Raw genomic sequence first — 12,984 nt, forward strand, 5'->3', positions numbered from 1 at the left:
AACTTTTCCGTTAGCCTTTCTTGGCCCAAGAGTCACGCAAAGTGACCGTACGATTGAATACTAAGCGATCTGTTGTAGAGTCTTTATCAACACAAAAATAACCCTCACGTTCAAACTGGAAACGTTCCCCATCATTAGCAGATGCTAGGGATGGCTCGGCCATCGCACCTTTAACCAAGCGCAAGTTATCTGGGTTCACATAGGTCATAAAATCAACATCTTTGTCACCATCTGGGTTGGCATGGTTGAATAAGCGGTCGTATAAACGTACATCAACCAATAAATGATGGCTGGCACTCACCCAATGCACTACGCCGTTTACTTTGTACCCTTCTGGCTTTTTACCTAAGGTATTTTTATCATAGCGACACACTAACTCAACCACTTCGCCATCTGCATCCCTGATCAATTCTTCACAGGTAATAATATAACCCCCACGCAAACGCACAGACTGTTCCGGCGCCAAGCGCTTCCACTTACCCTCTGGATGCTCGGCAAAATCAGCCTGGTCGATAAACACCTGCTTAGACATCACAAGTTGGCGTTGGCCCATAGTGTCGTCTTTGGGGTGTTTTGGTACTGTCAATGTTTCTGTTTTGTCTTGGTCCCAGTTAGAAATTGTTACTTTTAATGGCTGAAGCACACACATGGCACGGGATACTGTTGAATCCAAATCATCACGCACGCTTGACTCTAAACGACCAAAATCTGTAATGCCCTTGCTGCGCGCTACGGGTGTTGCCACACAAAAATTTCGTAAAGATTCTGGAGTGTACCCACGGCGGCGCATACCTGAAATTGTTGGCATGCGCGGGTCGTCCCAAGCTGTAACCGTATTACTGTCTACCAACTGTTTCAGTTTGCGTTTACTGGTAATGGTGTAGTTAAGCTCTAACCGCGCAAATTCATACTGCCTTGGACGACGCAAACCACTGGGCAAGGTGACATGATCTATAAACCAGTCATATAAGGGCCTGTGGTCTTCAAACTCCAAGGTACAGATAGAATGAGTCACTTCTTCTAATGCGTCAGACAAACCATGAGTAAAGTCGTACATGGGATAAATACACCAGGTATTACCTGTCTGATGGTGTTCGATATGACGAATACGATAGATGATCGGATCACGCATGTTCATGTTAGGTGATTCATTATCAATCTTGGCACGTAGTACCCGTTCACCATCAGCAAATTCACCCGCTCGCATGCGGGCAAAGAGATCTAAGTTCTCTTCAATGCTGCGTTCGCGGTGGGGACTATCCTTACCTACCTTAGTAAGATTGCCACGATATTCCCGTGCTTGCTCTGGGCTTAAGTCACAGACATAAGCCAAACCTTTGTTGATTAGCTCAACGGCAAGACCGTGCAACTGAACAAAATAGTTGGATGCGTAGCACTCTTCTTTACCCCACTCAAACCCTAACCACTTAACGTCTCGTTTAATGGACTGAATGTATTCATCACTTTCTTTTTCTGGGTTGGTGTCGTCAAAACGCAGATTGCAATGGCCTTCAAACTCTTGTGCCATGCCAAAATTTAAACAAATTGATGTAGCGTGGCCCACGTGCAAATAACCATTAGGTTCTGGTGGAAAACGAGTCACGACTTGGCCATCATTGTTGCCCTTTCTAACATCTTTGGCGATGATATTACGAACAAAGTTTGATGCCTGTACGACGGTTTTTTCTGCCACGAATGGGTCTCCTTGAGGCTTGCCCTGAAAAACCAATAATTATATGTCTTTTGCCGCCTGCCTTGCTACCTAAATTCGTTAGTATTTCAACGTCAAACAGGTCCCAGCGATTGCATCCATAGGCTACGGGCTTCATAATACTCACCTCTTTATTAACAATCACTTCCTAAGGCTGCCGCATGTCAAATGTATTAATGCAAACAAACTTTGGTGACTTCACCATTGAACTTAACTATGAAAAAGCACCTATTACAGCTGCTAACTTTGAACAATACGTACGCGACGGCTTTTACGACGGTGTGATTTTTCACCGCGTTATTGATGGCTTTATGGTACAAGGTGGCGGTTTTGACGTGAGCATGGATCAAAAAGAAACCCGTGCCAACATCGAAAACGAAGCAGATAATGGCCTTACTAACGATGAAGGCACATTGGCCATGGCTCGTACCATGGACCCACATTCAGCTTCTGCACAGTTCTTCATTAACGTTGGCGACAATGCCTTTCTTAACCACTCGGGTAAAAACTCCCAAGGTTGGGGTTACGCTGTATTTGGTAAAGTAGTTGACGGCATGGATGTCGTTAACGAAATTAAAAATGTGCCCACAACTACTAAGTCTGGCCACCAAGATGTCCCATCAGACCCCGTAGTTATCGAATCTGCAACCATGATCGAAGACTAGCAGCCATGCGTCGCCTATTCATTGCCGACTTACACTTGAACCCGGCCAGACCGGAGCATAGTTTTGCATTGATTGATTTTTGTCAACAGCGTATTAACGCCGATGACGAACTTTATATATTAGGCGACCTGTTTGATGCTTGGATAGGCGATGATGTTGGCATAATCACTTATGCAGATGTTATTGCCTGCTTTAAACAACTTACCACTAATGGCACTCAAGTCTTTTTTATGGCTGGCAATCGGGATTTCTTAATTGGGAACGAGTTTAGCCAGGCTACTGGCGTGCAACTTCTAGTTGATCCTACAGTAGTTACTTTTGAGGGCCAAGACGTGTTGCTCATGCATGGCGACACACTATGTACAGATGACATCGGTTACCAGAATTTTCGCTCTCTCGTCCGCAACTCCAGCTGGCAAGGCGAGTTTTTAGCTATGTCTCCAGCACTGCGTATGCAGCAAGCCACAGACTTTCGACAGCAAAGCCAAGCTATGACAGCTATGAAGTCTGACGAGATTATGGATGTTAACCTCCATGCTGTAACCCAAGTTATGGATCAACATCAAGTGAGCTTACTTATTCATGGCCATACTCATCGACCACAAGTTCACCACCTAAACCAAGGAGAGCGGGTTGTCTTAGGAGACTGGGGCGGCCATTTTGATTACTTAAGCTGGCCACAGGGTGAAGCGTGGCACCTCATTCGAGAATCTATTTGATCTCTGTTTTTATTCAGTATTGACATAACTTTTTGTCAACATTTTTTGGATCTAGATAATAAACATTTAACTGAAACTAGAATACACTGCAATTGAGGCCAAACTCGCTAACATACCTAGAGTTAATTTACGCATAAGCTCTGTATTTATGCGATCGAATAATCGGTAACCAATGTGGTTACCTGCCAGCATCATAGGCATCATCACTAGCAGCAGGCTAGGTAAATTAGGAGACATAAGATTGTGTCCATGAAACCAAGACAAACCGTACAAATCAGTAAATAAGAAGAACAAAATAAGCCCCGCACGCATAGCTGCGTGACGCATATTTGAAGACATCATATACACAGCTGCAACCAAACCACCAATACTTGCAAGGCCATTCACAAAGCCAGCAAGCAAACCAGCTATAACCAGCCAAACAAATGATTCAGCAGCCTTAAAACGCCATTGGCGCCATAAAGCAAAACAGGCAATCAATACCCCACCACCAGCTAAACCACGCACCAGATCCGATTGCCAATGTTGCAACGAGATCACACCTAACGGTGTGCCAACAATGGTGCCTAAGCAGAGTATCATCACCCATCGCCATGGAATTTGACGCCACACTTTAGGTAATAGATGCAAACTGGCCAACACCTCCATCACAAACATGAGGGGCACAATGGCCTGAGCACTAAAAATGGGTGCTAAGGCAAAAAAACAAAGGGCAGAAAAACCAAACCCCGCTAAACCCCTAACAACGCCTGCGATAAAGACGATACCAAGGGCATACACAAGTTCTAGGGTAGATAGTGGAAGGTAAAACCAGTCTAGGTTTACGCTATCCATTTAAGTACGTTGCTCTCCTTGATACAGACGCACAACATGCCTAGCTTCGGCAAAAAATAACCAGCGTTCCAATAACAAACCAGCCATCATGATTGACCATGCTAAAGCTAGTAGCTCTACTCTACCAGCACCGTCAAAAACCCAATAAACAAGGCCTAATGGCAATATAAAGGTTACTAAAGTCATCACTATACGCAAGCGAAGAAGTAGGTCTGCCGCTACTTGGTAGCCAAATTCACGGTTTAAGAACGTTGGTGCACTGTGTCCTGCATCTAATAACCGAACACTGGCTTGAGAAAAACCTGTTGCCGTTTGAATGGTGGCACCTTGAGGTTTGCCCTGCCAGAAAAAATACACCAATTTAAGCGCCAAGGTAATAACAATCAAACCCATAACAACAGCAAGTAACTGAGGCTTTAAAGAACCAAAAAAGCCGCTCACGGCCAAAAACAACAACCCACCACTAATTAGGGCATAAGCCATGAATAAAGCAGGGACCATAGGTGTATTCCACTGGCGGATAGTTTTTAAGCTAGCGTAGATCATACTGGTAGTAAACAAGGTGATTAGTGCCAAAATAATGCTAAGCCCAGCCAACATGTCAATACTGGACCATTGCCAAAATATAGCTGCACCATAAAGGGCCGCAACAGGGTAAAGTATAATAGCGAACACCGCTTCGCGGGATAACCACGAGGTGCGAAAACGGCTGAACGACCGCCACGCATTTTTAGGGCTGGCCAAGTGCAGAGTAGACGATACCAAACCAATACTCACAAGCACCATAGCAATCACGCCTAGGATGACCTGTTGACCTTCCATATAGGTTTGGGTGTAGCCGAGCAATTGCCCCGCTCCAAGCCACGCTAATAATCCATAGCCAGCGCCAGATGTGACGGTAAAAATAAGAACTGAAAAAGCTGGATGCATAATAAATACCTAACAGTGATGCGATAATTAACGGTTGATAATTCTATTGACCAGTTGCTTAACACCCTGCATAGGCGACACCACAATACTGTCTTGTTGCTTAGGAATTCTAGGTGGTAAATAAGTATTTACTGGGTTATAACCAAGTTCTGGCATCAATTGTTGGCCTGCACGTTCTCTGGTCAACTTTGAAACCTCTGAATCTGGGTCGTCAAAATCTCCAAACACACGAGAAGATGTTGGGCAAGTTAATACACAGGCGGGCTGACGTTCAGACTCTGGTAATTGCTCATCATAAATGCGATCGACACACAGAGTGCATTTTTTCATGGTGCCAGAATCAGGATCTAACTCACGGGCACCATAGGGGCAGGCCCAAGAACAAAGGTTACAGCCCATGCACTTATCTTGGTCAATCAACACTATACCGTCTTCTTCACGTTTGTAAGAAGCACCTGTAGGGCAAACCGTGACACAATCAGCCGTCTCACAGTGCATACAAGACATAGGAATATTCACAGTTTTACTGTGGGGGCTGTCTCCTACTTCATAGGAATGGATGCGGTTAAGCCAGCTACCACTTGGGTCTTTACCGTAGGGCCGTTCGTCACTTAAAGGACCAATAGTGCCAGAGGTATTCCACTGTTTGCAAGCTGTTGCACACGCATGGCAGCCCACACAGGTGTCTAAATCAACTACTAAGCCAAGTTTCATTTTTCACCTCGGCTAAAAATGTCACGCCAACCGCGACTAATATTTATATTAGGATGGCTACTATAGCTGCTCATCTTGGTTGCGGGGATAAAATTGGGCAATGGTTTCACCTTGTCAAAACGTGGCCATGAAAGTTTTTGCCCCGTTAAATCTTTATCGTCGTCACTTACAGGGGTAATCTTTACCCTTAGATCATACCAAGCAGCTTGGCCTGTAATAGGATCTGAGTTAGTCATGCGATGGCCACCAGCTTCCACTTCGCCCGGTAATAGCTCATTAATCAAATGGTTCATCAAGAAGCCTTGTTGTGACTCATTTGCGTCGTCACTTAAACCCCAGGTGCCCTGCTGTTTTGCTATAGCGTTCCAAGTCCAAACTGTTTCTGGGTTAACCCCTTCCATGAGCTTAACTTGGGCACGAATACGACCGTTATGGGATTCTACCCAAACCCAGCCAAAGTCTTTAATACCTAGTGCTTCACCCTTACTACGGTGCATGTACAGGTAGTTCTGAGACATAATTTGACGCAACCAAGAGTTCTGTGAGTCCCATGAATGGTACATAAACATTGGCCGCTGAGTGACAGCATAAAAAGGATACTCTTTCGCATCTGTTCGTTCTTGCTCTAAAGGCGGATAGTAAAACGGCAGCGGGTCAAAATAGGTTTTCAAGCGCTCTTTATGGTGCTCTTCTGTCGGTTGTGGGCCATCATATAAACCTTGTCCAGCCAAACGGAATTTTTGTAAGGTTTCAGAATAGAGTTCAATAACGATTTGATCTGTACTTCCCACCCACCCAGCTTCCTTAGCCAATTCCATATAGTCTCTGTTGGCATGGCGCATATACCTTTGATTAGGCTTAAGCTCAAACTTAAAGAAACACTGGTTATCTATGTAGGCTTTCCACTGGTTAGGGTTTGGTTCTCCACGTAATGATTTTTCACCATCTTTACCACGCCACCCAGCCAAGAAACCAATGCCAGGGGCACGTTCGAAATTAACAATAAAGTCTTCATAACCTTCAAATTTAGGTTGGCCTTCATCGTTGACAAAGGCTGGAAATTTTAGACGTCCAGCTAAGTCCACCATCACTTCTTGCCAGCTTCGGACATCACGATCTAAAGCAAGAATGGGTTGACGAATTGAATCACAAGCGGCATCTACTTCTGAGATAGGCCGATCCAACATAGATATAGTGTCATATCGCTCTAGGAAGGTAGTATCTGGCAATACCAGATCAGAAAAGTTAACCGTCTCTGAATGGAAGGCATCACAGGTGACAATAAAGGGGATTTTGTAATCTCCATTTTCGTCTTTAGCCCTGAGCATGTCCATGGTCTGAGCTGTATTCATGCTGGAGTTCCACGCCATATTGGCCATGAACAACATCAATGTATCTATAGGATACGGGTCCCCTGCTACGGCATTACTTATGACCATGTGCATTAACCCATGGTTGGCAATAGGTGCATCCCAAGAATAGGCCTTATCGATACGCATCGGTTTACCACTTTCATCGATCACCAAGTCTTCTGGCTGAGTAGGAAAACCTAGGGGTGCCGATTCTAAAGGCGTATTAGGCACATTGCTTTTGGCGGGTTTAATTGGTGGCACAATGTGCTTAGGGAAAGGTGGTTTGGCCAAGTGTCCGCCTGGGCAGTCTATGGTCCCCAAAACAACCTGTAACAAATGAATTGCGCGACAAGTTTGGAAACCGTTGGAGTGCGCTGAAATACCTCGCATCGCATGCATGGACACTGGCCTGCCAATAAACTGGCTTTGTTTACGTCCTGCCCAATCAGTCCATTCTGTGTCAATAGTAATGGTTTCTTTAAACGCCACGTGGGCCATTTCTAAGGCAATGCGTTCGATACTTTCAGCATCAACACCACACACCTTAGATGCTGCTTCTGGCGCGTATTCTGGCGCCATGTACTTTTCCATTAGAATACTAAACGCTGTCCTTACAGGGGTACCACAAGGCGCTTCATACTCACCTAATAAAGCAGGCGCTACATCTGAACTGAATGCCGATTGCATGCCATTGGTGTGCTGATCCCACACTTGTGGGTTGCCTTCGGCATCTCGTAGCAACAAACCGTCACCCTGCTTGCCAGGGTTATTTATGACTAACTGAGGTCCATTGGTGTAGCGAATTAGGAATTCATCATCGACTAATCCTTCCCTTAACAGCACTTGCACCATGGACAGGGCCAGCATGCCATCGGTGCCCGGTGTGATGGCGATCCATTCGTCGGCTATGGCCTGGTAACCAGTGCGTACTGGATTCACCGCAACAAACTTAGCACCACGTTCTTTAATGCGTTTTAGTCCTAGCTTGATTGGGTTGGAAGCGTGATCTTCTGCCACACCCCACATCATAAAGTATTTAGTACGTTCCCAATCGGGGTCACCAAATTCCCAGAAAGAGTGGCCCATGGTATACAACCCCGCAGCCGCCATATTCACAGAACAAAAACCACCGTGGGCGGCCCAGTTAATAGTGCCAAATTGGCTAGCCCAAAGCCCTGTAAGAGCCTGCATTTGGTCTCGCCCAGTAAAGTAAGCTAACTTTTTAGGATCTGTAGCTCGAATGTTAGCTAATCTAGCGGTAAGCAATTCTAAAGCCGCATCCCATGTAATAGGTTCAAACTCACCTGCTCCACGCTCTGTACCAGGCTTGCGTAATAAAGGCTGGGTTAATTTGGCAGGCGAAAGCTGCTTCATAATGGCAGAGTTACCCTTGGCACACAGAACCCCTTTATTGACAGGGTGATCTTGATTACCCTGAATAAAACGAATTTTTTCGTTTTCTAAGGTAACCTTAATGCCACATCTACAGGCGCACATATAACAGGTGGTATAACGATGTTCTTGTTTCGAGTGATCTTCAAACTGGGGCAGGTCTTGGCTTTGTGACATAGGAACAAATAGTTATAAGGGGCTTTGTGATAAGCATATAGGATTCAATACTTTTCTCCAACAGCCAACCTTTATTCGGCCATAGAGCCACACTGTCAACGGCACTCAAAGTTAGGCTAACAACAGCAAGAAAAGTGATGCATAAAAAAGACCACAACGGCAGCCTTAAAAAAATAAAAAGGGGATTAAAAGCGAGGCAGTTTAACTTGCAATACTAACAAACACTGGAGTTATCACTACCAAGGAAAAAGGAGATATGAGGCCTTGTTTAAACTGCGACAGCTACAAAAATGGGACTATGTTATCAGTGAAGTATTCAGTCATACGTCATCCTTAATGGGACGATCCCATCCAGATTCCCCTTCGGTTAGATGCCTATCGTTCCTATCATCCAGCAGTTCACATGAAAAATAGTCTTGCCTATGGTGCGCGTGCTTATCAAGGGTTGAAATATCTTCGCCGGCGTACTCAGTGGCATTATCTTCCTCGTCAGTATCTTCAGTAACTGACGGCGTGATCTCGAAGTTGTTTAAGAATTCTAACAGTCCTGTCTTATCAGTCGGCACATTCCAAGCTTCAAACTTGCCAAGCTCTTTCTGGGCATCGACTTGAGTGCCAGCCCACTTAGTGTGGTCTTCATTTACATACAATTTCATTTGAATTTATTTTTTATTTTTTTATGAATTTTCACTATAACACCTATTAAAGTCATTTTAATAGAATATTGGACACTATGTTTTAAACTTTTTGATATATAAGACTATAGTATAATTAAACAAGCTTAAAATGGGTGTTGGCTACTATACTAACGGTATCTATACCTGTTTGAGTCGCTTCGTTAGCCTTAGCCCAGGCATTAATAGATCTATTCCCAGTGCGGCAAAAGGCTAAGACCTTACCCGGGGATTGCTCGAGAGCGGTAGCCATCTCTGCCACAGCATGAAGCGGAAAGTTCATACCGAAAAATGGGATAAAGTAATACTTCAGACCTAATGCCTCTGCAGCATCCTGCAGTTGTGAATTACTTGAAGGATGCCCGTCCTCTCCATCAGGGCGGTTATTAATAATGGTGGTAATGCCCTGTGCTTTAATCACAGGCATATCGATTTCTGTCACTTGCGGTGCTACCGCAAAAGTAGAAGTTACTTTGGTAATGTCCATGGTTGGTTGTTTCCTGAAGTTGATGTGCTCAATATTAGCATCTGTTTATATTTACTTATTCTAATATAAACACAACGCCATTACAAAACGCATAAAGGTCGTTACAAACATTACCATACTGCACTGTTTAATAAAAAGACTATTACGCAAGCAAAAAAAACCCATACATGCTAACCAAAGATTGCAGGTCTGGGCTTTTTTTACTCAGTTAGAGCCACAATTCAAAAACTAGGCCGTAACGCGAGTGATTGCCGCATCAATAGCATCTACTATCTCGTCCAATTCAGATCGAGTCGTAATTAACGCAGGGCTAAGGCACAAGGTGTTGTTGTGCTTAGTGAAGCTGCGGTTAGTGCGGCCAATAATAACTCCATTTGCCATACAGTCTCCAGCAATAGCAATAGCAATGCTCTCATGAACCGGCTCGCGGGTGTCACGATCTTCTACCAGTTCGATGCCTTGGAATAGTCCCTTGCCACGAACATCACCAATAATTGGGTGTTTATCCTTAAGCTCATTTAAGCGTTGGCTTAAGTAGTCTCCCATCACCACAGCATTTTGTAATAGGTTCTCTTCTTCGATGATGCGCATGTTTTCCAACGCAGCAGCAGGGCCAGCAGTACAACCACCAAAGGTTGAAATATCACGGAAGTAATCCATTGGATCCGAGGAGTCGGCCTTAAAAGTATCAAACACCGCTTCAGTTGTTACCGTGCAAGAGATTGCTGCATAACCACTGGCAACACCTTTAGCCATAGTGACGATGTCCGGTATAATATTAAAGTGCTGATAGCCAAACCAAGTGCCGGTACGGCCTAAACCACACACCACTTCGTCCATATGTAACAACACATCGTACTTATCACAGATACGACGAATTTCTTCAAAGTAGCCCTGTGGCGGCACGATAACGCCACCACCAGCAGTAATGGGCTCTAAGACTACGGCGCCTACAGTATCTGCACCTTCACGCAAGATCACTTCTTCCATAGCCAGTGCAGCTTGAATGCCATAGTCGGCATCACCACCATTTTCAGAGTGATAAGCAGAACAATGGGGAAACTCCACAAATCCTGGGGTAAACGGGCCATACTGGCTTTTACGTTCATGCTGGCCGGTAGAGCTTAGGGCAGTAATGGTGGTGCCATGGTAATCACGGTCACGATAAAGGATCTTGTGCTTTTTGCCACCATATTTTTTGGCTGCAATTTGACGCACAATTTTATAGGCTTTTTCGTTTGCTTCAGAACCAGAATTTGAATAATAAACACGGCTCATGCCTGGCATCTTGTCGATCAAGTGTTTAGCAAACAAAGCACCTGGTAAGGTACCTGCACTGTTGGCAAAATAGTTAAGTTTAATCAGTTGGTCACGTACGGCGTTAGCAATAGATTCACGTCCATAACCAACGTTTACAGTCCATACAGCACCAGAAACGCCATCAAGATACTCTTTACCTTTGGCGTCAATTACACGCATGCCCTTGCCTTCAACAATCATAAACGGATCGTTTTCTTCTAGGGATTTATGCTGAGTAATATGGTGCCATACGTGATTACGGTCATCTGCTAGGGCATCTTTTGTATCGTAGGTATTTACGTCGTATTTCATGGTTTAAAACTCCAACTGTAAAAGGCCCAATATAAACTAGGGCAGTAGCGACTATATCTGGGCATTGGCCCATTTACCACAAAGCTTACTGGTAAAGTTAAGCAACATCCTAGATCCAGTTAAAAGAAACGGGTGATACCAAAGGCGTCCCAAATCAGTTTTTAACAAAAATCATTAGGTATTTTACCTATACACACTTTAGAATTACCGCTAACTAAAAGTATAAAGAGCCGCCACATGAGCCACCCACTGTTCATCTTGGATGCTGGATTAAATGCCAGCCTGCAACAGCAGCTGCGCCAGCAAATCGCTAAGGCTATTTTAGATCGCCACATTCCATTAGACTCACCTTTGCCTTCTAGCCGAAAATTGGCCAAGCAACTTAACGTGGCCCGCAACACCGTAGTGCTGGCCTACGAACACTTATTAGATGACGGTTACCTAATCGCGCGGGAACGCAGCGGCTATTTTGTTAACCCAGACATCTTAAACCATAACGTACAGCTAGAATCCCTTTCAGATGAACGCCACACTTCGGGCACTAAGCCAGACTGGCAAGGCCGCTTTAAGTTGTATCCCACTAAACAAGAAAACATCACCAAACCTGCAGATTGGCAGAACTACCAGTATCCGTTTATATACGGTCAGTTTGATCCAGACCTGTTCCCCACTAACCATTGGCGTGAATGTTGCCGGGATAACGTTAGTGTTCCTGCCATTCGTAGCTGGGCTGCAGATCACTTTGTGGCTGATGACCCCATGCTTATTGAGCAAATTCACACACGAATTCTTCCCCGCCGCGGTGTTTGGGCCGCCCCTGAAGAAATTTTAATTACTATAGGCAGTCAGCACAGCCTGTATATGCTGGCTAAGCTGTTGCTTGATAAAGATACCACTATGGGCTTAGAAGACCCTGGATATGTGGACATGCGCAACATTTCTAGCCTTAATCCCTCCAAACTTAAAGCTTTGCCCGTAGATGAAGAGGGACTCATTGTTGACCAAGGCCTTGCTGAATGTGACTGTGTTTACGTGACTCCAAGCCATCAGTACCCTACTACAGTGACTATGCCCTTAGACCGCCGTCGTAAACTGCTTGAGATGGCCAGCCAAGAAGACTTCTTGATCATCGAAGATGACTATGAGTGTGAAGCTAATTTCCATCAGTCACCCTCACCTGCCTTAAAGAGCTTAGATAAACACGGCCGTGTTATATACATTGGCAGCTTTTCTAAGACCCTAGCACCAGGATTGCGTATTGGTTATCTTGTTGCGAATAAAGAATTAATTGCCGAAGCACGATCATTGCGGCGTTTAATGCTGCGCCATCCACCCGCCAACAACCAACGTAGTATTGGACTGTTTATTGCACGGGGTTATTACGACTCCTTGTCTGCAACTTTGGTAAAGGCCTACCAACAACGCCACAAAATTATGGCTGAAGCCCTACAAAAACACATGCCAGGGTTAGCGGAGCAACCCACTTTTGGTGGTTCTTGTTATTGGGTTAAAGGTCCAGAAAGCCTTGATGCTAGATTATTAAAAGCACAAGCTGCCGAACATGGAATTTTAATTGAAGCGGGTGATATTCACTTTTTAGGTGATGTTGCACCATTAAATTACTTCCGTTTAGGTTATTCATCCATCAACCCTAAACTGATTGAGCCTGGCATTGAAAAGCTTGCTCTTATTATGGGCCAAATGCTGCTAGTTTAAGC

At 44.7% G+C, this 12,984-nt stretch carries 11 protein-coding genes; 3 read left to right on the top strand and 8 right to left on the bottom strand.

Annotated elements, in window-relative coordinates; all coding sequences use genetic code 11:
- Nucleotides 1-10: 10 nt before the first annotated feature.
- Nucleotides 11-1,693 carry a glutamine--tRNA ligase/YqeY domain fusion protein gene (locus ABXT70_RS07380; protein ID WP_443639845.1) on the bottom strand — a complete coding sequence of 561 codons (1,683 nt, stop codon included), beginning with the start codon at nucleotides 1,691-1,693 and terminating at the stop codon, nucleotides 11-13.
- Nucleotides 1,694-1,872: 179 nt separating this feature from the next.
- On the opposite strand from ABXT70_RS07380, the gene ABXT70_RS07385 reads away from it, so the two are divergent.
- Nucleotides 1,873-2,376, top strand: a complete 504-nt coding sequence (locus tag ABXT70_RS07385; RefSeq protein WP_443639846.1) for a peptidylprolyl isomerase — start codon at nucleotides 1,873-1,875, stop codon at nucleotides 2,374-2,376.
- A gap of 5 nt (nucleotides 2,377-2,381) precedes the next feature.
- The gene (locus tag ABXT70_RS07390; protein ID WP_443639847.1) at nucleotides 2,382-3,095 is read left to right on the top strand and encodes a UDP-2,3-diacylglucosamine diphosphatase; all 714 of its coding nucleotides are present in this window, start codon (nucleotides 2,382-2,384) and stop codon (nucleotides 3,093-3,095) included.
- A gap of 66 nt (nucleotides 3,096-3,161) precedes the next feature.
- On the opposite strand, the gene ABXT70_RS07395 is transcribed toward ABXT70_RS07390, so the two are convergent.
- The 7 genes from ABXT70_RS07395 to ABXT70_RS07425 all read right to left on the bottom strand — a co-directional run bounded on the left by ABXT70_RS07395 (nucleotide 3,162) and on the right by ABXT70_RS07425 (nucleotide 11,266).
- Nucleotides 3,162-3,929, bottom strand: a complete 768-nt coding sequence (locus ABXT70_RS07395) for a sulfite exporter TauE/SafE family protein (protein WP_443639848.1) — start codon at nucleotides 3,927-3,929, stop codon at nucleotides 3,162-3,164.
- Entirely contained in the window at nucleotides 3,930-4,859 is a 930-nt protein-coding gene (locus tag ABXT70_RS07400; RefSeq protein WP_443639849.1) for a dimethyl sulfoxide reductase anchor subunit family protein, read from the bottom strand. It abuts the gene before it with no gap.
- Nucleotides 4,860-4,886: 27 nt separating this feature from the next.
- Entirely contained in the window at nucleotides 4,887-5,573 is a 687-nt protein-coding gene (locus ABXT70_RS07405; RefSeq protein ID WP_443639850.1) for a 4Fe-4S dicluster domain-containing protein, read from the bottom strand.
- Nucleotides 5,570-8,494: a molybdopterin oxidoreductase family protein gene (locus ABXT70_RS07410; RefSeq protein WP_443639851.1), complete on the bottom strand. Its 2,925-nt coding sequence runs from the start codon at nucleotides 8,492-8,494 to the stop codon at nucleotides 5,570-5,572. Before ABXT70_RS07410 ends, ABXT70_RS07405 begins: the two co-directional genes overlap by 4 nt.
- 320 nt (nucleotides 8,495-8,814) lie before the next feature.
- On the bottom strand, nucleotides 8,815-9,150 hold the full coding sequence (locus ABXT70_RS07415) for a hypothetical protein (RefSeq protein ID WP_443639852.1): 336 nt from the start codon (nucleotides 9,148-9,150) through the stop codon (nucleotides 8,815-8,817).
- A gap of 115 nt (nucleotides 9,151-9,265) precedes the next feature.
- The gene (locus ABXT70_RS07420; RefSeq protein WP_443639853.1) at nucleotides 9,266-9,655 is read right to left on the bottom strand and encodes a TIGR01244 family sulfur transferase; all 390 of its coding nucleotides are present in this window, start codon (nucleotides 9,653-9,655) and stop codon (nucleotides 9,266-9,268) included.
- A 228-nt stretch (nucleotides 9,656-9,883) separates the two neighbouring features.
- Nucleotides 9,884-11,266 carry an aminotransferase family protein gene (locus ABXT70_RS07425; RefSeq protein ID WP_443639854.1) on the bottom strand — a complete coding sequence of 461 codons (1,383 nt, stop codon included), beginning with the start codon at nucleotides 11,264-11,266 and terminating at the stop codon, nucleotides 9,884-9,886.
- Between the two features lie 237 nt (nucleotides 11,267-11,503).
- Here ABXT70_RS07425 and pdxR point away from each other — a divergent pair, with 237 nt between their 5' ends.
- Nucleotides 11,504-12,982 (top strand): MocR-like pyridoxine biosynthesis transcription factor PdxR, encoded by a 1,479-nt coding sequence (pdxR, locus tag ABXT70_RS07430; protein ID WP_443639855.1) that lies wholly within the window; start codon nucleotides 11,504-11,506, stop codon nucleotides 12,980-12,982.
- The last annotated feature ends 2 nt before the right edge of the window (nucleotides 12,983-12,984 follow it).

This window comes from Candidatus Njordibacter sp. Uisw_039, from assembly GCF_047730075.1.
GTDB lineage: Bacteria > Pseudomonadota > Gammaproteobacteria > Pseudomonadales > Balneatricaceae > Njordibacter.

Bases quoted from the DNA above. Each gene is read 5' to 3' on its own strand.
- ABXT70_RS07385 (WP_443639846.1), top strand. From the start codon at position 1,873: ATGTCAAATGTATTAATGCAAACAAACTTTGGTGACTTCACCATTGAA.
- ABXT70_RS07390 (WP_443639847.1), top strand. From the start codon at position 2,382: ATGCGTCGCCTATTCATTGCCGACTTACACTTGAACCCGGCCAGACCG.
- ABXT70_RS07395 (WP_443639848.1), bottom strand. From the start codon at position 3,929: ATGGATAGCGTAAACCTAGACTGGTTTTACCTTCCACTATCTACCCTA.
- ABXT70_RS07400 (WP_443639849.1), bottom strand. From the start codon at position 4,859: ATGCATCCAGCTTTTTCAGTTCTTATTTTTACCGTCACATCTGGCGCT.
- ABXT70_RS07405 (WP_443639850.1), bottom strand. From the start codon at position 5,573: ATGAAACTTGGCTTAGTAGTTGATTTAGACACCTGTGTGGGCTGCCAT.
- ABXT70_RS07410 (WP_443639851.1), bottom strand. From the start codon at position 8,494: ATGTCACAAAGCCAAGACCTGCCCCAGTTTGAAGATCACTCGAAACAA.
- ABXT70_RS07415 (WP_443639852.1), bottom strand. From the start codon at position 9,150: ATGAAATTGTATGTAAATGAAGACCACACTAAGTGGGCTGGCACTCAA.
- ABXT70_RS07420 (WP_443639853.1), bottom strand. From the start codon at position 9,655: ATGGACATTACCAAAGTAACTTCTACTTTTGCGGTAGCACCGCAAGTG.
- ABXT70_RS07425 (WP_443639854.1), bottom strand. From the start codon at position 11,266: ATGAAATACGACGTAAATACCTACGATACAAAAGATGCCCTAGCAGAT.
- pdxR (WP_443639855.1), top strand. From the start codon at position 11,504: ATGAGCCACCCACTGTTCATCTTGGATGCTGGATTAAATGCCAGCCTG.